General features: G+C 33.4%; 15 protein-coding genes. 5 read left to right on the top strand and 10 right to left on the bottom strand.

Annotation, left to right across the window (positions count from 1 at the left end; translation table 11 throughout):
* Nucleotide 1: 1 nt before the first annotated feature.
* From queF to IEU88_RS11260, 4 genes are all read left to right on the top strand, one after another.
* Nucleotides 2-502, top strand: coding sequence for a preQ(1) synthase (gene queF, locus IEU88_RS11275; RefSeq protein WP_096810705.1), 501 nt, complete (start codon nucleotides 2-4; stop codon nucleotides 500-502).
* Nucleotides 503-918: 416 nt separating this feature from the next.
* On the top strand, nucleotides 919-2,433 hold the full coding sequence (locus IEU88_RS11270; protein WP_096810706.1) for a peptide MFS transporter: 1,515 nt from the start codon (nucleotides 919-921) through the stop codon (nucleotides 2,431-2,433).
* Nucleotides 2,434-2,733: 300 nt separating this feature from the next.
* Nucleotides 2,734-4,242 (top strand): peptide MFS transporter, encoded by a 1,509-nt coding sequence (locus tag IEU88_RS11265; protein WP_096810707.1) that lies wholly within the window; start codon nucleotides 2,734-2,736, stop codon nucleotides 4,240-4,242.
* A gap of 137 nt (nucleotides 4,243-4,379) precedes the next feature.
* On the top strand, nucleotides 4,380-5,321 hold the full coding sequence (locus tag IEU88_RS11260; protein ID WP_096810708.1) for a diacylglycerol/lipid kinase family protein: 942 nt from the start codon (nucleotides 4,380-4,382) through the stop codon (nucleotides 5,319-5,321).
* Nucleotides 5,322-5,511: 190 nt separating this feature from the next.
* Here the strand turns inward: IEU88_RS11260 and IEU88_RS11255 are convergent, their stop codons facing one another.
* The 6 genes from IEU88_RS11255 to IEU88_RS11230 form a co-directional block, all read right to left on the bottom strand.
* Complete coding sequence (locus IEU88_RS11255; protein ID WP_096810709.1) at nucleotides 5,512-6,060, bottom strand: 5' nucleotidase, NT5C type; 549 nt, start codon at nucleotides 6,058-6,060, stop codon at nucleotides 5,512-5,514.
* A gap of 228 nt (nucleotides 6,061-6,288) precedes the next feature.
* Nucleotides 6,289-7,344: a histidinol-phosphate transaminase gene (gene hisC, locus IEU88_RS11250; protein ID WP_096810710.1), complete on the bottom strand. Its 1,056-nt coding sequence runs from the start codon at nucleotides 7,342-7,344 to the stop codon at nucleotides 6,289-6,291.
* Between the two features lie 193 nt (nucleotides 7,345-7,537).
* Nucleotides 7,538-9,052: an ABC transporter permease/substrate-binding protein gene (locus tag IEU88_RS11245; protein ID WP_096810711.1), complete on the bottom strand. Its 1,515-nt coding sequence runs from the start codon at nucleotides 9,050-9,052 to the stop codon at nucleotides 7,538-7,540.
* Nucleotides 9,049-10,011 (bottom strand): ABC transporter ATP-binding protein, encoded by a 963-nt coding sequence (locus IEU88_RS11240; protein WP_103373362.1) that lies wholly within the window; start codon nucleotides 10,009-10,011, stop codon nucleotides 9,049-9,051. The genes IEU88_RS11245 and IEU88_RS11240 overlap by 4 nt, the downstream gene beginning before the upstream one ends.
* Before the next feature lie 290 nt (nucleotides 10,012-10,301).
* Nucleotides 10,302-12,080, bottom strand: coding sequence for a DNA helicase RecQ (gene recQ / locus IEU88_RS11235; protein ID WP_103372533.1), 1,779 nt, complete (start codon nucleotides 12,078-12,080; stop codon nucleotides 10,302-10,304).
* A gap of 13 nt (nucleotides 12,081-12,093) precedes the next feature.
* Nucleotides 12,094-13,974: an ABC-F family ATP-binding cassette domain-containing protein gene (locus IEU88_RS11230; protein WP_103372534.1), complete on the bottom strand. Its 1,881-nt coding sequence runs from the start codon at nucleotides 13,972-13,974 to the stop codon at nucleotides 12,094-12,096.
* A 112-nt stretch (nucleotides 13,975-14,086) separates the two neighbouring features.
* Here IEU88_RS11230 and IEU88_RS11225 point away from each other — a divergent pair, with 112 nt between their 5' ends.
* Nucleotides 14,087-14,905 (top strand): ZIP family metal transporter, encoded by an 819-nt coding sequence (locus IEU88_RS11225; protein WP_103372535.1) that lies wholly within the window; start codon nucleotides 14,087-14,089, stop codon nucleotides 14,903-14,905.
* A gap of 461 nt (nucleotides 14,906-15,366) precedes the next feature.
* On the opposite strand, the gene ltaS is transcribed toward IEU88_RS11225, so the two are convergent.
* The 4 genes from ltaS to IEU88_RS11205 all read right to left on the bottom strand — a co-directional run bounded on the left by ltaS (nucleotide 15,367) and on the right by IEU88_RS11205 (nucleotide 20,138).
* Nucleotides 15,367-17,307, bottom strand: coding sequence for a polyglycerol-phosphate lipoteichoic acid synthase LtaS (gene ltaS, locus IEU88_RS11220; RefSeq protein WP_096810716.1), 1,941 nt, complete (start codon nucleotides 17,305-17,307; stop codon nucleotides 15,367-15,369).
* A gap of 955 nt (nucleotides 17,308-18,262) precedes the next feature.
* Nucleotides 18,263-19,267, bottom strand: coding sequence for a 5-oxoprolinase subunit C family protein (locus IEU88_RS11215; protein WP_103373317.1), 1,005 nt, complete (start codon nucleotides 19,265-19,267; stop codon nucleotides 18,263-18,265).
* A complete protein-coding gene (locus IEU88_RS11210) occupies nucleotides 19,255-19,962 on the bottom strand; it encodes a 5-oxoprolinase subunit B family protein (RefSeq protein WP_096810718.1) in 708 nt (235 codons plus the stop codon). The genes IEU88_RS11215 and IEU88_RS11210 overlap by 13 nt, the downstream gene beginning before the upstream one ends.
* A complete protein-coding gene (locus IEU88_RS11205; protein ID WP_157772557.1) occupies nucleotides 19,959-20,138 on the bottom strand; it encodes a hypothetical protein in 180 nt (59 codons plus the stop codon). The genes IEU88_RS11210 and IEU88_RS11205 overlap by 4 nt, the downstream gene beginning before the upstream one ends.
* Between the last annotated feature and the right edge of the window lie 207 nt (nucleotides 20,139-20,345).

Genomic DNA, 20,345 nt, shown 5'->3' with positions numbered 1-20,345 from the left:
TATGTCTGAAGGACGCAATCAAGAAGATTTAACTGATATTACTTTACTAGGAAACCAAAACAATAAATATGATTTCGATTATCGCCCAGATGTTTTAGAGTCTTTCGATAACAAGCATCAAGGCCGTGATTATTTTGTTAAATTTAATTGCCCTGAATTTACATCTTTATGCCCTATTACAGGCCAACCCGATTTTGCTACAATTTATATTTCTTATATACCAAACGTTAAAATGGTAGAATCTAAATCTTTAAAATTATATTTATTTAGCTTCAGAAATCATGGTGACTTTCATGAAGATTGTATGAATATTATTATGAATGACCTTATCGAGTTAATGGATCCGCATTATATTGAAGTTTGGGGTAAATTCACCCCTCGCGGTGGCATCTCTATTGATCCTTATACAAACTATGGTCGTCCTGACTCTAAATACGAAAAAATGGCTGAACATCGTTTGATGAATCACGATCTTTACCCAGAGAAAATAGATAACCGTTAAAATAATATGAATAAGTAAACAAAATTGAACTCATATTTTAAATTAGTTTCGAGAGATTATCGCGGCAGAGGTGGCTAAAAACAGAAAGTTAAGTTATGCCCTTACACACGCTTAGGCTCATGCATAAACACTACTAGCTCAGGAATCAGGAATCCAAGAACCAAGACTCTTGAGTAAAAAATAGTACGTTAAAAATAGTTTTTAGAAAAGATAGTTTACATTTTAATTTTAGTCATCTACTGACTATACAATATTTATGGCCGAGACATTATGATTTACGTCTCGGCTTATTTTTTTCATCTCAGTTCATTTAACTATCAAATTCCTTGAATATATTTTAATTTATTTCATATTATACTTGTTATTTGAATAAATACAGTATAGAATGTATCCAATCGTTAAAGGGGAGGGAAATTATGAAGAAAACTAATTATACGCACGAAGAAATTATGAAAGATATTCCAAATAAAGGTTTCTTCGGGCATCCAAAAGGGCTAAGCACTTTATTCTTCACTGAATTTTGGGAGAGATTCAGTTACTATGGTATGAAGGCCATTTTAATTTACTACTTATATTACACAGTAGCAGATGGCGGTTTTGCGTTACCACAAAGCGTTGCCATGCAAATTGTTGCAATATACGGTACGTTAATTTATATGTCAGGCATTATCGGGGGTTGGATTGCAGACCGAATTACTGGTACCCAAAATGCGGTCTTCTACGGTGGATTCCTCATCATGATTGGCCATATTTTACTGTCATTACCGAATAATTTAACAGTTGTACTTATCGCTTTAGGCGTAATTATTGCCGGCACCGGATTACTAAAACCAAATATTTCAACAACTGTCGGAGAATTGTATGAACGAAATGATGTTAGAAGAGACGCAGCGTTCACTTTATTTTATATGGGGATCAACTTTGGTAGTCTATTTGCGCCATTAATCACAGGCTATTTACAAACTAGAATCAGTTTCCATGCTGGTTTTTTAGCAGCAGCCATTGGTATGTTCTGCGGGTTAGTAGTTTACGCATTAAAACGTAAAAAATATCTAGGTCTTGCAGGTCGTAATGTACCAAAACCGTTAACTAAACCAGAAATCAAAAAATTCACCTTAATTACTACTGTGGTCATCGTATTGTTTTTAATCTATTTATTTATACTACATTTAAACGACGCACTTACATTAGGTAACTTTAGCTTCTTAATCACAATTTTAGGGATTGTGTTACCGATATACATATTTATCAATATGATTGTGAGTAAAGATGTTACGAAAGATGAACGTTCTCGTGTATACAGCTATGTACCATTATATATTACATCTGTTGCATTTTGGATGATTCAAGAACAAGGAGCGACGATACTTGCAACATTTGCTGATAAAAAAACACAATTAGAAATGTCAGTGTTAACCAATGGATTAATTGATTTTTCAATACCAGCTTCATGGGCGCAATCATTAAACCCAATTTTTATTGTGCTATTAGCACCAGTGTTTGCAACATTATGGATGAAGTTAGGTAAACGTAACCCACCTACAGTTCATAAATTTGCTTACGGTGCTATTATCGCTGGTTTTTCATATTTAATCATGATAATCCCGTTGGCAACGGGTAACGAGTTAGTCAATCCATTATGGCTCGTATTAAGTTTCTTATTAATTACCATCGGCGAATTATGCATATCACCTGTCGGTTTATCAACTACTACGAAACTTGCACCACTCACTTTTACTGCACGTATGATGAGCTTATGGATGTTAAGTAATGCCACAGCTCAAGGTCTTAACGCTCAACTTGTTGTTGTATACACAAAAATAAATCAAAGTGATTACTTTATGTACTCAGGTTTAGTTGCCGTAGTCATTGGTGTTATTCTGTTGTTCATTTCTCCAATAGTAAAACGCGCAATGAAAGGTGTATACTAATTATTGGTATATAAAGTGTGGCGTCAAATTGAATATAGCGTTATATCATAAATTTCAATTCAAGCTTCAATAATAGGCAAAGCAAAAAAATCATTTTTGCTTTGCCTATTTTTTTGTAACTATACTATTTAATAACTTTAATTTATATGAATATAAATTTATTATTATATTCCCTACATAAATAACTGAATATTTTGAATATTGTTGTTTTGAGAATATTATTGCAATTTAATTTGATTAAGCGTAAAATCATTTTTATACATTCTTATTGGGAGCAAGAAAGGACGGGGAATGTTGCTTATGCAAAATCAAGATAAAGCCCATGAACAAGCTGTTCAATCTATTCCACAGAAAGGATTTTTTGGACACCCTAAAGGGCTAGGCGTTTTATTCTTTGTTGAATTTTGGGAGAGGTTCAGCTACTACGGTATGCGTGCCCTACTTATTTTCTATATGTATTTCGCTATTAAAGATGGCGGATTAGGTATGGACAAAGGCACTGCTCAGTCTATTATGGCTGTATATGGTGCGTTAATTTATATGACATCTGTGCTTGGCGGATGGATTTCCGATAGGATTACTGGTACACGTGCTGCAACGTTTTATGGTGGTGTGCTCATTATTATTGGTCATATTTTCTTAAGCTTACCTTTAGATATTGCTGGATTATTTATTTCTATGTTCTTCATTATCGTAGGTTCTGGTTTAATGAAACCAAGTATTTCCAATATTGTTGGCAGATTGTATCCAGATAGAGATACACGTATCGATGCTGGATTTGTTATATTCTATATGTCAGTGAACTTAGGTGCATTAATTTCACCAATTATCTTAGATCAATTCGTGCAAACTGGTAATTTCCATGGTGGTTTCTTAATCGCTGCAATTGGTATGGCACTTGGACTTGTTTGGTATATGTTTTTTAACAAAAAAAATATTGGGCCAATCGGTACTAAACCATCAAATCCATTAAGCAAAAGTGAGAAAAAGAAATATGGACTTTTATTTGCCGCTATCATCGTTATTATAGCAGTGGTGGTATTAATTACTGGATTAACAGGTACACTGTCATTTAGCTTAGTCAGTACAACTGTACTTATACTAGGTGTAGCGTTACCTATCATTTATTTCACAATTATGATTCGAAGCAAAGAAGTAACTGATGACGAGCGTTCAAGAGTTATTGCGTTTATACCTTTATTTATTCTTGGTGTTGTATTCTGGTCAATTCAAGAACAAGGCGCTAACGTACTTAACTTATTTGCTTTTGAAAGCAGTGATATGAAATTAAATATATTTGGATGGACAGCAGACTTTGGTCCTGCACTTTTCCAATCCATTAACCCATTATTTATCGTGTTGCTCGCGCCAGTTGTTTCACTCATATGGGCTAAAATGGCTCGACGCCAACCAAGTCTTGCAACAAAATTTGTTTTAGGTGCACTGTTAGCCGGCGCTTCTTACATAATGATTGGCTCTATCGGTCATGCTTCAGGCGGTGCATCGATCAGCGTTAACTGGGTTATTTTATCTTATATCATTTGTGTCATTGGTGAGCTATGTTTATCACCAACTGGTAACAGTGCAGCAGTAAAACTTGCACCAAAAGCTTTCAACACACAAATGATGAGCTTATGGTTATTAACTAATGCTTGTGCTCAAGCAATTAACGGAACTTTAGTTAAATTAATTGATCCCCTTGGTTACAAAAACTATTTCTTACTCTTAGGTTGCATCGCAATCGTAGTCAGCTTAATTATTTTAGCTTTTGTACCAAAAATTGTAAAAGGCATGCGTGGCATTAAATAATAAGTTCGAGGGAGCGGTACAAAAATCACTTTTTCCTAAAATGATTTTTGACCTGCTCCTTCTTTTTATATTTACATCTAGTAAATTTGGGGTAAAGTTTAGGAGAAAGCAAAATTCAAAGGAATATGGTGACTCAATTGGAAAGTAATAAATTCAAACACGGTGTCTTATTTTACCATGAACAAAGCGGTATTAAAGATATTTATAGAGGATTAGGAGATGTTGCAACGTCGTTAACTACATTTTGCAAACATCTTTCTATACAATTAAGTGAAAATGAAGGAGATATTATTCAATATTGTCAAAAGATTAAAAACCAAAGTTACAGTGATGATGTTGATATTATCTTTATTCTAGGTGGAGACGGGACAATAAATGAATTAGTAAACGGCATCATGCAACATGAATTGGATGTCCCTATCGGTATTATCCCTGGTGGTACATTTAATGACTTTGTTAAAACGTTAAACATAAGCCCACGTCATAAAACCGCTAGCCAACAACTTATCCAATCAGAGTTGCAATCCTACGATGTTATGAAAATTAATGACCAATACGCATTAAACTTTGCGGGATTGGGACTCATTGTGCAAAATGCTGAAAATGTTCAAAACGGTAACAAAGATCTCTTTGGTAAATTGAGTTATGTAAGTTCTACTGTTAAAACATTGCTTAACCCAGAACACTTTGACTACAAATTGACAGTAGATGATACAGTCATTGATGGTAATACAGCGATGCTTGTCGTTGCAAATGGCTTATTCATAGGTGGCAGTCGCATACCTTTAACAGACCTTTCTCCTAATGATGGGTATTTAAATTTATTTATTTTTGAAGAACATAGTTCAAGCGTCCTAAGTGATATATTTAAACAAAGAGACAGCATGAATTGGAATCATATGACAGACGGTATTCAACATCTCTTATCTAAAAAGATATCCATAGAAACTGAACCTCAAATAAAGGTCGATATCGATGGAGAAATTGCATTGAAAACGCCCATTAATATTGAAATAATACCTAACGCAATTAAAATTTTAACCTTGCCTGCTAATAAAAAAGAACAATATGATGATTAAACTTATTATCACATTAACAAGAGCGATAAAAACATCTACATTACAGATTGTTTCATCGCTCTTTGTTTGAGTTAGATAATAAATATCTTATAAAAAGTTAAATTTCTGTTTAACTGATATCTATTTGACTGGTTATAAAAAACTTCTATTTCTAGATAATGATTTATAACTACTTTTTATCTTGTCTATCTTAAATGTTATATTCACTATCGCCTAAGAAATATTGCTCCACATCATACCAATTATTCACCCGTGTAAACCTGTCATCATTCACGTTATGTGAAGCTGTGTACATGATTGATTTACCAGTAAATATCGCGAGTTGGCGCGGATTGTCATCGATTAAATAATCTGCATTAACGATATCTTTGCGACCGCAAAATACAAAATGCTGTGGGTCTAAAAATGGAAAATATTCTCTTAACCATGCATACTTGTCATGAAATGAAGTCGGGACATCCATCGCAGCAGTAGCAATAAATACATCGTAATGTTCAGTAAGTTTTTTAACTACTTTTTGCGAATGTGCCATTACTTTTAATTTTTTGAAAAAACCTGGCTCGCGTAAAATTTCATGTAATAAGCCATCATGTTCTGGCATTGCGTGTCTTAATTTCTTGCCATCTAACATGTCATACGTAATTCCCAAATCTGTACGTTTATTTACATCTTCAATAAGTGCGCCTACTGTATCAGCAAGCACTTCATCCATATCAATAGCAATTGATTTTCTTGTCATCTAATACTCTACTCCCTTTTAAAATCTCATTCCTCAATTATTCTAATGTGCTAATCTTGTATCCTATCACATTATTGCGCTATGAATCACTAACAGTATAGCAAAAAACGCTCAACTAAACCAAATTTATATATAGCTTTCTCATATAATCTTACAGCAATTATATATCTATACTATGGCGTTAATATATTTGAGTTCGTTGAGCGTTTTATTTTTATATTTAAAGTTTTATAGATTAAAGTTATTTAAAACTTCAATCATTTTATCATTTTGTTCTGGGAATCCTATTGTAATTCTAACACCGTTAGGAAATTCTCTTGTAATACATCCTACTTTTAATAATGCTTCATATAATTCGTGTGGCTTAGATGTATGCACAAAAATGAAATTCGTTTGACTTGGGTTTAATCGATCACTTTTCACTAAATTAAAAAATTTAGTTCTTTCTCGTGCATTTTTTTCACGAATAGAAGTTAAATAATCTTGGTCTGCCAATGCTGCTAGTGCAGCATGTTCTGATAGACGCCCTACGTTAAATGGTGGACGAATGATATTCCATTTCTCAATAGCTTCTTGGGCAGCAACAACATAACCGATACGCATACCTGCTAAGCCATATGCTTTAGAGAAAGTTCTAAGTAAGAAGGCATTCGAGAATGCTTCTTGTAATGCTAATGAATTAGGAAAATCTTCAGCCGTTACGAATTCGACATAAGCCTCATCAATAATTACTGGAATATGACTTGGCACACGTTCTAAGAAACTTTTTAATTCATTATGTGTAAAATATGTACCAGTAGGGTTGTTCGGATTACATAGCCATACTAATTTGGTATTATCGTCAACTTCGGATAAGATACCTTCTAAATCAAATCCGCCTTCTTTTAAAGGTACTTGCACAACGTCTGCCGATTCTACAATTGCATTATGATAATATTGGCCAAAAGTCATCTCACTTGTGACGATTTTATCCCCTGCTGTTAGCACAGCACGCGAAATCATCAATATAACTTCATCTAGCCCTGCGCCAAATAAAATACGTGCAGGATCAACGTTTAAATGCTTACTTATTGCTTCTTTAATTAACGGAGAACCCGTTTCAGGGTAAAATTGCAATTCATCTAAATGATTTTTAATTGCTTCTTTTACTTTTGGAGATGGTCCATACAAGTTTTCGTTAGAGGCTAATTTATACAACTCACCTTCAATCCCGTATTGTTCTTTTAATGCTCTAGGTGATAAGCCTGGTTGGTATGCTGATAATTGTTCAATTTGTTTTTTCATTGTTAGTTCGGGCCTCCTTAAATTTACAGAAATTTCAAAACTTAGTAACTATTATAAACCTTATGCCTATTGAAAATCAATGCGCCTTTATTTATAAAACCAGAGTTGTACACCAAAAATAAATACAAGTTCAAATGAACCCGCTTATTTTCTAGCTAATAAAGGTTTCATTGAACTTGTATATATCTATGAGTTAATCCACTAAATCATGTTTTTCTAGATAATTTTTCGCTACCTGATATGGATCTTGTTTTTTTACTGTAACTTCATAATTCATTTGTTGCATATCTTCATCAGAAATTTTATCTTCCAGTTTATTCAGTGGTGCTTTTATTTCAGGATGAGATTCTAAATACGACGTTTTAAACATTGGAGCGCCTTGATATGGAGGGAATACTTTTTTATCATCCTCTAGTATAACCATATCATATTGCTTTAACTCAGCATCAGTTGAATATGCGTCTATTAAATTAATATCGCCGCTTTCAACTGCTTGATATCTTAATTTTGGTTCCATTGTCTTCGCTTTACCAACATTTAAATCATATGCTTTTTTAACTGCTGGATAGCCATCACTACGGTCGTTAAACTCTAACGTAAAACCAGGTTTAATCTGATCGCTCACTTTATTCAAATCACCTATTGTTTTGAGGTCATGTTTTTCTGCAAAATCTTTTTTTACCGCTAATGAATAAGTATTATTGTATTTCATTGGCTTCAACATTGTTATATCATATTTATCTTCTAAACTCGATTTAGCTTGATTATATACTTTATCTTCTTGCTTAGATTTTAAATCTTCTTTCGTTAATTCTCCAAGCACAGTTCCTGTAAATTCTAGATAACCATCGATATCATCAGATTTCAATGCGTTGAAAAGGAATGTGGTTTTCCCCATACCATCTTTAACTTCAACTGTGTTATCTGTTTCATCTTCAATTAAAATCTTATACATATTTGTAATTACGGATGGTTCTGAACCAAGTTTACCCGCTAATGTAATCTTATCACCTTTTTGTGCAAGCATTGGTCCAACAATAACTAATAGCAATATGACGACCATTGAACCGAGAGAAATAAGTAATTTTTTGTAAGAAATTTTTTGCATATAACGCAGAACTAAATCAAATAGGATCGCTAATAAAGCGGCAGGAATAGCACCAATGATTATAAGTGATGTATCATTTCTATCAATACCTAAAAGAATTAAATCACCTAAACCCCCAGCACCTATTAAAGCTGCCAACGTAGCAGTTCCTATTATAAGCACCATAGCCGTTCTAATACCTGCCATAATTACTGGGGTCGCTAATGGTAATTCTACTTTCGTTAGTCTTCGCCCTGGTTTCATACCGATACCTTTTGCAGCTTCTATTAGTGAGCTATCTACCTCACTAATGCCTGTATATGTATTTCTTAATATCGGCAATAATGCATAAACAACTAATGCAATGACTGCGGGAACCTTCCCAATGCCAAACAATGGTATCATCAACCCTAATAATGCTAATGATGGTATTGTTTGCAATACTGCTGCAATATTCATCACAATTTCAGAGATCTTATCTGTTTTTGTTAGCAAAATACCAAGTGGAACACCAATTACTGCAGCGATAAGTAGCGCGATAAAAGATATCTGTATATGTTCTAATATCGTAGTTAATAATTGTCCCTTACGGTCTAAAAGCGTATTGATCAATTCATTCATTTATCACTACCCCCCGCACGTTTCGACAGATATTGGAACATATCTTCTCGTTTAAGCACATGTTGTGTAGCAGTCGCTTCATCGTCAATAATAATAGCTTCATGGTTTGCCAAATCACTATAAATATTTTTAACTGATTGATTACTACTAACAATTGGATACCCTTGTGTTGCCTCTGATTCACTAATCGTTAAATCACCGATAAGTTCTGATAATTTGATATCTTTTTCTATTTTTGGCACTTTATCCCCAATAAACTGTTTTACAAAATCACTTTTAGGATGGTTAACCATATTTTCTGGAGTATCTATTTGTTCGACATGTCCTTTGTCTAACAAACAAATTCTGTCACCCAGTTTCATGGCTTCTTGTATATCATGCGTTACGAAAACAATTGTTTTTTTAATTTTTTGTTGTAATTCAATTAAGTCATCTTGCAGCTTCTCTCTACTGATTGGGTCTAGGGCACTATACGGTTCATCCATTAAAATAACTGGAGGATCAGCCGCTAAAGCACGCACTACACCAACACGTTGTTGTTGGCCTCCTGACAACTCATCCGGTTTTCTATCTTTGTATACTTCTGGTTCTAATCCGACCATATCCATTAATTCATCTATACGTTTATCAATATCTGCTTCTTTCCATTTTTTCATTTGCGGTACTTGTGCAATATTTTCTTTGATGGTTAAATGGGGGAACAATGCGATTTGTTGTAACACATAACCTATGTCCCAGCGCATTTCATAAACAGGGTAATCACTTATCGGTTTATCTTTGAAATAAATATACCCTTCTGTTAATGAAATTAAGCGATTGATCATTTTTAGCGTGGTCGTTTTTCCACAACCTGAAGGACCAATTAAAACAAAAAATTCACCCTCGTCTATATTAAAACTGAGATTATCTACAGCTGTTTTATCCCCATAACGTTTTACTACGTTTTTAAATTCTATCACTTTGTCACCCTCACTCTATTCATAGCACTTCACTATCTCTTTAAAATAAATACATATATTAATCACATAACCTATTTGCTAACAAGTTAATCTTATTATTTCTATAATCTAGTATAAAAAAAGAAGTTAATTCTCAACTAACCAATATAACTATTGCATTTGTATTCGCATAGTATACCTATAGTTGTCAAATTAACTTCGCTTTTTCAATAATTCCAAAATAATAAATTTTAATATCATTAAAAGTAAGTATATACGTTTATATATTCGAAAAACAATTATCTGCTCAATTAGATTTGAGCTTTATATGATTGGATGGTATCTAAAAATATGGGGCAATAGTGTTTTAATTTATAACTTCCAACGCCATCAATCAATATCATTTCTTGTTTGGATTCTGGTTTTCTTTTTGCAAACTCTTCTAAAGTAAAATCTGAAAATATACTCACAGGTGGAATGTCTAATTTTTCACTTAATTGTTTACGAACATCAATCAATTCATCAAATAACGCACGGTCAACACCTTCAACTGTATTAATATTTACTTTTTCTTTTGATTTACGTTTAAACGGCGTCGTGTAAATCGCAACCTCATTATTCAATAATTCTTTAACAGAAACATCACAAATTAATATTTCATCATGTTCATTTAAAAACCCTTTAAATCGTAATTCGTCAATAAGATGGCTGAGTTCTGACGTTGTATAGTTTTTCATAATACCATGCGTTGACAATTGATTGTAATCACAGTAGCGAATGTAATCAGAATCTTCACCTCTTAAGACTTGTATGATAACACTATAACTTTCTCGTTGCTTCATACGCGCAATACAACTCACAATCATCTTAGCCTCATTAGTCATATCGTACGTTTTATTTTCCCTAACGCAGTTACTACATTGGCCACATTCTTCAAGTTTTTCATTTGGCTCAAAATAATGAACTAAGGTTGCTTCTAAACATTTTTTAGTCTTTGTATAGAGAAGCATTTTACTCAATTTTTCACCCATTTTTTCTTTATAGTCATCGTCTGCCTTCGATGATGAAATAAAGTACTGGTGCAAACCGATATCTCTATCACTGAATAAAAGAATACAATCACTTTTTAGACCGTCACGACCTGCACGGCCTGCTTCTTGATAATACGACTCTAAATCCCCAGGCATATTATAATGAATAACAAACCGCACATTGGATTTGTCAATCCCCATACCAAAAGCATTAGTCGCCACGACCACGCGAACACGGTCGTATACAAAGTCATTTTGTGCCGCTTCGCGTTCTTTATTTGATAAACCGGCGTGATAAATAGTGCTATTAACCTTATGATTCTTAAGCGCTTCGTGCAATTCTTCCACTTGTTTTCGTGTTGAACAATAAATAATACCTGCTTCTTTACTATGATCTGCAACGTATTCTAAAACAAATTTTTGTCGTTGATATGTAGGATTAACTTGAAACACTAAATTACGACGTTTCGTGCTTGTTTTAATTTCATCTTGTTTGTCGATATTCAAGCGATCCATAATATCTTTTTGCACTTCAATCGTGGCTGTTGCTGTCAGCGCTACAATTGTAAAATCTTGTGGTAAAGTAAAAACTTTGTGAATGACTTCTTGGTAACTTGGTCTAAAATCATGGCCCCATTTTGAAATACAGTGTGCTTCATCAAATGCGACCAGGTGTATTTCTAACTGCTGTAACAAACGCATAAAGTAAGCATTGTCGAAGCGTTCCGGTGCGACATATAGGAATTGGATTTCTCCATTTTTTAATTGCGCTTCAATTTGTTTTTGTTGCTTTTGCGTCAAACTACTATTTAAATATGCTGCGTTAATACCCATGGCCTTTAATTGATCAACTTGGTCTTTCATCAACGAGATTAAAGGGCTGATTACGATTGTTGTGCCGCCTAACATTAACCCTGGTACTTGATAACAAATTGATTTTCCCCCACCAGTTGGTAAAACGCCAAGTACATTATGATGATCCATTACTTTAGTTATTATTTCTTTTTGACCTGGACGAAAGGTGTCATAGCCAAAATAATGTGATAACGTTGCTTCCATGTTATAAAATCCCTCATTGTTCTTTTAGTTCTTCAAGTTCGCTCCATCTTGTTATATCTGCTTCGTATAAAGCATTGAGTCTTTGTTGTTCTTCATTTAATTCTTTTACTTTAGCATAATCAGAACTTGCTTCTACCATTTCTTGCTCAATTGCTTCTAATCTATGCTCAGTTGTTTCAATACGTTCTATAATTGTTTCATATTCCTTTTTCTCCTTATAAGATAAACCTTTTTTCTGTTTCTTTTCATGCGTTGATTTGGCTTTCGTTTGTTGTTTTTCTTGCGCTTGTTGTTTTTCTAAATCTTTTTGGTACGCTTCATAATCTTCAAAACTGCCTATGATACGATCCATCTTTCCATCATGGATATACCAAAATTCTTGAGCAACTTTATTTAAAAAGTATCTGTCGTGGCTCACGGTGATTACAGTGCCACCAAAAGTAGCAATATAATCTTCTAAAATCGTTAAAGTTTCAGTATCTAAATCATTAGTTGGTTCATCTAATAATAAAACATTCGGTTGATGTACGAGTAATTTTAATAAATATAACCTCTTTTGTTCTCCACCAGATAGTTTATACACTTTCTTTCCATGTGTAGTACTTGGAAATAGGAAACGCTCTAATAGTTGTGTAACAGAAACTGCCGTGCCATCTTTTTCTTTAGCCACTTCACTCTCTTCTCTTAAGTAATCAATCATTCTAATATCTCTATCCATGCGCTCTTCGGTTTGTTTAAAATAAGCAATTTTGACAGTTTGACCAACTTTTAATACCCCTTCAAATGATTGGTCATCACCGTTTAAAATATTCAGCAATGTCGTTTTACCTGCACCATTGGGACCGACAATACCAATTTGTTGTCCATTTTTAATAATTTCGGTGATATGTTCAAATAACGTTTTATTGCCTATACATTTTGATATATCTTCAAGTTCGAATACCTGTTTTCCTAATCTTGAATATGCGAGATTTAAGGAAGCTTTATCTTGTTGGTGTTGATTTTTGACGTCTTCCTCTAAATCTTTAAAACGATTTTTTCGTGCTTGCTGTTTGGTAGAACGTGCCTTTACACCTGCACGCATCCATGCTAATTCTTGTTTATATAAAGCACGTTGTTTAGCTTGTTGTTTTTGTTCAATGACTTCATTTTCAGCACGTTGCGCAATGTAATCCTCATAATTACCAGGGTATGTTGTTAATTTACCACGATCTAATTCAATAATGCGGGATGATACTTCATTTAAGAAAAAACGATCATGTGTAACAAACAATACAGTGTGAGGGTATTGTTTTACATAATTAATTAACCAATTAATTGACTCAAAATCTAAATGGTTTGTAGGCTCATCTAATAATAATAAGTCAGGTTGTTCTATAAGTGTCTTCGCAAGCCCGACACGTTTTTGTTGTCCACCTGATAATGCTTTCACTTTTTTAGCTGTGTCATTGATGCCTAATTTTGATAGAATCGTTTTGATTTCAGCACTATAATCCCAAGCTTGATAATTATCCATCGCTTCCTGTGCTTGCATCATTTTTTGGAAATCTGTTTCACTCTGTGTCTCACTATAGCGTACTACGGCAGCTTCATAAGCGCGTATCACTTGAAGCGTCTTGGTTTCAGAAGTTAATACTGCTTCAAAAACGGTTAAATCATCTTGAAATTCTTGCTTTTGAGATGAATAACGTATGCGGTAAGCATTAGGGTGTGAGATTTCTGCTTCAAAATCTTCATCCAAACCCGCGATGACTTTCAATAACGTACTCTTTCCTGTACCATTTATGCCCACGAGTCCTATTTTCTCACCTTCAGAAATAGACAGATGTAAATCATCAAAAATGATTTTATCGGCATATGATTTATGTAAATGTTCAATTTTGTAGGCTTCCATCGTCCAACATCCTTTTTAATATCGAAAATTATAATGAATTCTGTTAAACTTAATTTCAGTTCTATATATTATACACCTTTTTGAACTCAAATGATACAAGGGAGCGTAGCTTATGTCGGATTTTTTCCAAGATTTACCTCCTTTTATCCAAGCATTAATTGCAGGTATCATCACTTGGTTACTTACTGCATTAGGTGCTGCAGCTGTTTTTATTTTCAAAAGAGTTAACGATAAAATACTTAATTCAATGCAAGGTTTTGCTGCAGGCATTATGATTGCTGCAAGTTTCTGGTCTCTACTACAACCCGCCATCAATTATGGTGCAGGATCAGCTTTTGCATGGGCACCAGCAGCTATCGGTTTTTTATTGGGCGGTTTTTTCATTCGCGCTTTAGATTTAGTTATTCCACACATACACCCAAACACCCAAGATACGAACCAATACCAAGAAGGTGTAGGAACTAAAAAACTCAATAAGAATACTTTGCTCGTATTAGCAATAACGTTACATAATATACCAGAAGGTCTCTCTATTGGTGTAGCTTTTGGAGGCGTAGTAGCTGGTAATGGGCAAGCAACGTTGTTAGGTGCACTTGGTTTAGCTATCGGTATCGGTATTCAAAACATTCCGGAAGGTGCTGCACTCTCTATGCCTATTAGAGCAGCTGGCGCTTCAAGATGGAAAGCTTTCAACTATGGACAGGCTTCTGCTATTGTTGAACCGATATTCGCTACTATAGGTGCTGCAGCCGTTCTATTCATTACGCCAATGTTACCATATGCACTTGCGTTTGCAGCTGGTGCTATGATATTTGTTGTTGTAGAAGAGCTTATCCCAGATTCTCAAGCTAGTAATAACACTGATTTAGCTACATTAAGCTTAATGTTAGGCTTTACAATTATGATGATTTTAGATGTTGCACTTGGATAAAGGGTTATTATGACAATACTTGAACAAAAGAACCGGGCTCAATTAGAGGGTTTTATTACACGCTTTGTTAGCCTGCTATGATATTGATAATTAATTTATTAACGTATGCAATAAATATCATTCTAGGTTTAATCACCTGCTTTCAATATCAAAGAAAGAAGAACTAGACAGAAATGACACTTTCTAAATAGGTTTCATTGTCCTCTTTGGCAAGAACGACTAGGATAAACGTTTAGATTAAGTGAATCGCATGAATGATTCATTTTTATAAGCGCATTTTCAGACCAGTCCACTTGCCCCAATAATACAAATGAGCCGGAGACATTGCACCTTATGTCTCCGGCTCATCTTTGTTTGTAAGATAGTTATGTAAACACACGTTTCAGTCAACCTGAGGAAAATGCCAGATAAAATATTAAGCCCCATCCATTATTTAAATGGAATGAGGGCTTATCATTTAACTATTTTTTCTCTTGTCCTTTTGGTCCTGGTTCGTATTTATATTGGGATGGTTTGACTTTATCGAAATCGGGATTATCATAAAATCTCAATAAATCACCGTTAATCACGTCGTCACTCATTTCCAAGTCTTTTTCAGCTTGTTGTTTTCGTGCATCAAAATCGCTTGGTTTTTCAGTAACCGGTTCGTTATTCTTATTATCGTATATTCTACCATTTACATATTTATAGTCTTTGGTAACAAAATCACCATTTCTAAATGGTACTGTATCATTATGATCTTTTGATAATAAGTCCGTTCCCATCATTAAATAGTTTTTAGTGTCAATACCCATCAAATGGAGCAATGTAGGCATAACATCTGCTTGCCCAGCATATGTCTTATCTACAGTGCCTTCTTTACCAGGTATTTTCAACCAGAAGCCTGTGCGGTTTAAATCAGTGAACTTAGCTGGTGTAATCTCTTCACCTAATAATTTTTCCATTGCTTTGTTATGGTTTTCTGAAATACCATAATGGTCACCATAAATCATAATAACAGAATCATCATAGATGCCTTTCTCTTTCAATTCATTGACAAACTCTTCTAATGATTCATCTAAATATCTAGCCGTTTGTACATAACCATCTACAGTTGAATCTCCAGTATTTGGCTTATCAATTGACGCGTCTTCTGGCGATAACGTAAATGGATAGTGGTTCGTTAATGTGATTAAATGGCTATAGAAAGGTTCTTTTTCTTTCGCTAGGTAATTCGCTGACTCTTTAAAGAACTCTTTATCTTTTAGACCTAAATTTTCAAGATTTTCTTCAGACATGTCATAATAGGTCGCATCATAAAATTTATCGATACCAAAATGTCTGTATACTTGGTCACGATTCCAGAACGTTTTATAATCTCCGTGCATTACGCTTGATGTATAACCTTGTTGTTGATGTAAAATAGCTGGCAATGCTTGGTACGTATTATCACCTTTAAGTGAGAATGCTGAACCTTGAGGCAGTCCATATAAACTATTATCCATCGTGAACTCTGAGTCAGAAGTTTTACCTTGTCCTGTTTGATGGAAGAAGTTTGGATAATATCTATATCCTTCATTACCAGTTGAAAGTTTATTCAAGAATGGCGTTACTTCTTCTCCATTTACTTTTTTATTAATTAAGAACGTTTGGAAACTTTCTAAATGTATTTTAATCACATTTTTCTTTTTAGCCGCGCCAAAATATTCTTTGTTTGGCTCGGTTCTTTTTTGTTTTGTGTAATTCAATACTTTAGTTAAATCATCTTCATTGGCCAACGCTTTTTGTTGATTATTTTGAATTGTTTTCACACCATCATAAACTGTGAAATTATACGGGCCTAAGTATTTTACTAAGTATTTATGGTCAAATGTACGTGTTAATAATTCTGGACGATCTGATTCTGCAAAAGCAAGGTTCAGGAAGAACAATGCAACAGATGCTGCCATGATTACCGGGACAAACTTTTTACTAAACACCCGTTTATCTAACCATTTTTGTTTGAAAATTAATATAAATAAATAAATGATTGTATCAATAAAGTAAGCAAAGTCATACCATTTAAATGAAGCAGAAACAGCGCCTCCCATTGATTCAACATTCCCTACTTGGTTTAATGTACTAAATGTTAAGAAATCAGAGAAAAATCTAAAATACACTACATTTGCGTATAATAGGAAAGTTAAAAGAAAACCACCTATAAATATAAACCAAAAGGCTTTCTTACCTTTGAAAAATAAGAAAATACTCAATACTAAAGCGATTAAACTATATGGATTCATTAATAAGATTAAGTTTTGAACTAACCCTTTAACACCTAAAGAAAAATCAACATAGTATGAAAAATACGTTTTAGCAGTAACTGTTAAGACAGTTATGATAAAAAACGCAAAAAGAGTTAATTTCTTTTTGTGTAGACTCATGTTTGTTCCCCCGATATAAATTAATAAAAGTTGGTCCTAGTACCTAGTCCAATAAAATATATTTGTAATCATTGTTAGTTCGTAGTTAACATCTTCTAACTATACTTTTATCGTTATTTGCGAAAGTTAAAATTTATAAAAATATGGTTTACAATTTATATAGCTAAATTCAACCAAATCTCACTTCTGAGTACTTGTTTCATCAATGATCAATTAATTCTATTAATTAAAAATATTTTCTAAAAATTTGTGAATTATAGGTGTTTTATTGTAAATTACGTTATTGTTCAGAATTATGATTGTTATTTACATCGCTTTTACTACTACTTTACCATGTAATATTTTTGTAATAAAACGATTATAGTTCAATTAATAAATATAAAGCAATTCTTAAGTAATATCAAGTAAAAACACACTTTTTTTCATAAAAAACCCCTATCAAAACCTTTTATGAAGGCATTGTTAAACGCGTATGAAAACAAGATTAAATTAAAGTAAAAAATTAAATTTCCTATATAATTATACGTGTTTCATGCGACGAATTAATCAGACTATGGACCTATTTAAATCAAAGAGGGATTATACCTATTGAGTTAAACAACCATTTAACATGAGTATACGTATAAAACGCTAGTTACACTTTAAATAAAAAGCCTGGAACATAAGCAATATCCCAGGCAATTTTTGGTATTGGCTCTCAAGCAATGAAGTGCTAATGTATTTATATAAGACTTTTAAAGCAAAACTTATATGTGAGCCCTAGCGCTTATATTCTTTTTTCTAGTTATGGTTGCTCAAATACCACAGCAAAACCATTCTATAAAATTTGATTTAGACTTGTCTCATTAGTATCAGCTATCGTAATATGATTTTAATTTCAATTTTGATGTGAGTTAAAATGTGATTGTAGTATTGCATTCGTGCGCAACTATATTCTATAAAGACACTACGTTAACTATTTTAACATCTCTAGTTGCATTCTATACTCAATTCCATGAAATAGTTGGTTTAACCAATTCGTATATTTTATTAGATTTTTTTCTGCAGTTTCGATATCTATAAATTGGAATTTCAATTTAGTTCCGGGATGTTTCTGCCCTAATTTTGTTAAATGATAACTTGCAACAGTTCCAATTTGGGGGTAACTCCCTAGTGTGTAGTGATCGTTTAATAAAATGATTGGGGTGCCATCTCTTTTCACTTGGATTGTTCCGATTTGAACAGATTGATGCGCCGGCATGTCTTCATAAAATGCTTTAACAGGCTGTCCCTCTACATACATCCCTACTCTATTCGCTTTACTTGTTACTTTATATTCTCCATAAGTGAATCGATTTAATGCATCTTGATCAAAATCTTCTGTACCTTTATTTTTAATGACATGGAACACATCTGACATATAGTTAAAAGAAAGCGCATAACCGTCTATACCCCAATTCGTTTGGTGCGTATGTTCAAGATTTTCAAAAAGTTTATAATGACGTTCTGTATAGTTACGTTTCATGTTGATTTCATCGCCTTTTTCTAATCTACGACCATGAAATCCTCCTATTTTAGACATAAAGTCTGTAGATGCAGACCCTAACCACTCGTCTAACTCGAAGCCCCCACCTACGGCTAAATAAACTCTTGAAGTACGTGTAGTTTCTGTAAATTCAAGCACGTCTCCTTTTTCCATTAAATAAAGTTTATTTGGTAAAACTTTTAATTGTTCTGTTTTAGCTTTAAAATTCCCACCGCTTAGTGCAATTAAAGTTGACTCAGTAAAACGAATACTAGCCATTCTGTTTGTCATTTCCAAAGTAGCTTCATTTTTATCATTAGCTACTAAACGATTAGCAATTTCGTGTGAGAGTGGATCTAAAGCACCTCCAGGAATCACGCCGTTATGTTCATAGCCTTTACGACCAAAATCTTGGAAACTAGAGAATAATCCTTCACTTTCTATTATGATTGACATGGTTCAAAGCCTCCTAAATCCAGTGCTTCCTCAGTAATTGCGTTAAACTGTACATTATCACCTAATTTTAGAGTAGTGAAATCTGATTGATGCGGGTTAAATAATTCAACTGGAGTATAACCGATGACTAGCCAATCTCCATACGTATCAATTGTAGTAATGCCTGTTTTTTTTCCTTCAATTATTACTGATCCTGCCGGGATAAAGACTTTTTTGCCCCCTGTATGATTTACAAATAAACGTTTATCCATACCAGTTAAATAGGGAAAACCAGGAGAATATCCCATCATTGACACAAAGTAGTTTGGAGCTGTATGCAATTTTACAAATTTATCAAAATCCATTTCATAATATTTTAATAAAGATGCTAAATCAGGCCCAAAATCACTCCCGTATACTACAGGTATTTGTATTGGGTCCGCCGTTTTTTCTACATGTTTAATTTCTAACTTTACAGATTGCAACAATGCTTTCATGTATAGAAATGGTGATTTTATGTTGTGATGTTTAATCATATCTCGCGCATCATAGCAAATCATCATATCAGACTCTGTCGGTACAATTTCTGTAATAAATGGATAGTTTTTATTAACAAGATATGTTTTTAATGCTAGTAGGTCTTCAGTTAAATCCTTAGAAACCTCTTTTTCTATAGAAACCACAATGGCTTGATCACCTTGACTGTATATCTTCATAAATTCACCTCATCTATTGTTTCTATCGATAAAATACATTCAATATCTGCGTTAAATATCTTATTATTTCTTTGACTAAAGCGTAAATAAATATCAACTGAATCGCGCATGATATAGTGACTATTAATTTTGTAATATAATATTTTTGCTGTTTCATTAAATAATTCGCGTGCCATTTAGTAAGCACACTTAGAATAATAATTAATAAAAACCATAGCACTATCATTATTTTGCCTCACTCGCCGACATTAAATTTTTTAAGATTTGTCTTACTTCATTTATATTGTTTTAATTATAATTTTAGAATACGTCATCTCATTTTATTTATTAAATGTTGATAGCGTAGTTATAGTAAACTGCTTTTTCAACACCTTAACTACAAT

It is taken from the genome of Staphylococcus nepalensis (assembly GCF_014635045.1).
GTDB lineage: Bacteria > Bacillota > Bacilli > Staphylococcales > Staphylococcaceae > Staphylococcus > Staphylococcus nepalensis.
This window is presented reverse-complemented; position numbering and strand designations above follow the sequence as displayed.

Coding starts and splice junctions, on each gene's coding strand:
- queF (WP_096810705.1), top strand. CDS start 2: ATGTCTGAAGGACGCAATCAAGAAGATTTAACTGATATTACTTTACTA.
- IEU88_RS11270 (WP_096810706.1), top strand. CDS start 919: ATGAAGAAAACTAATTATACGCACGAAGAAATTATGAAAGATATTCCA.
- IEU88_RS11265 (WP_096810707.1), top strand. CDS start 2,734: ATGCAAAATCAAGATAAAGCCCATGAACAAGCTGTTCAATCTATTCCA.
- IEU88_RS11255 (WP_096810709.1), bottom strand. CDS start 6,060: ATGACAAGAAAATCAATTGCTATTGATATGGATGAAGTGCTTGCTGAT.
- hisC (WP_096810710.1), bottom strand. CDS start 7,344: ATGAAAAAACAAATTGAACAATTATCAGCATACCAACCAGGCTTATCA.
- IEU88_RS11245 (WP_096810711.1), bottom strand. CDS start 9,052: ATGAATGAATTGATCAATACGCTTTTAGACCGTAAGGGACAATTATTA.
- recQ (WP_103372533.1), bottom strand. CDS start 12,080: ATGGAAGCAACGTTATCACATTATTTTGGCTATGACACCTTTCGTCCA.
- IEU88_RS11230 (WP_103372534.1), bottom strand. CDS start 13,974: ATGGAAGCCTACAAAATTGAACATTTACATAAATCATATGCCGATAAA.
- IEU88_RS11225 (WP_103372535.1), top strand. CDS start 14,087: ATGTCGGATTTTTTCCAAGATTTACCTCCTTTTATCCAAGCATTAATT.
- ltaS (WP_096810716.1), bottom strand. CDS start 17,307: ATGAGTCTACACAAAAAGAAATTAACTCTTTTTGCGTTTTTTATCATA.
- IEU88_RS11215 (WP_103373317.1), bottom strand. CDS start 19,267: ATGTCAATCATAATAGAAAGTGAAGGATTATTCTCTAGTTTCCAAGAT.
- IEU88_RS11210 (WP_096810718.1), bottom strand. CDS start 19,962: ATGAAGATATACAGTCAAGGTGATCAAGCCATTGTGGTTTCTATAGAA.
- IEU88_RS11205 (WP_157772557.1), bottom strand. CDS start 20,138: ATGGCACGCGAATTATTTAATGAAACAGCAAAAATATTATATTACAAA.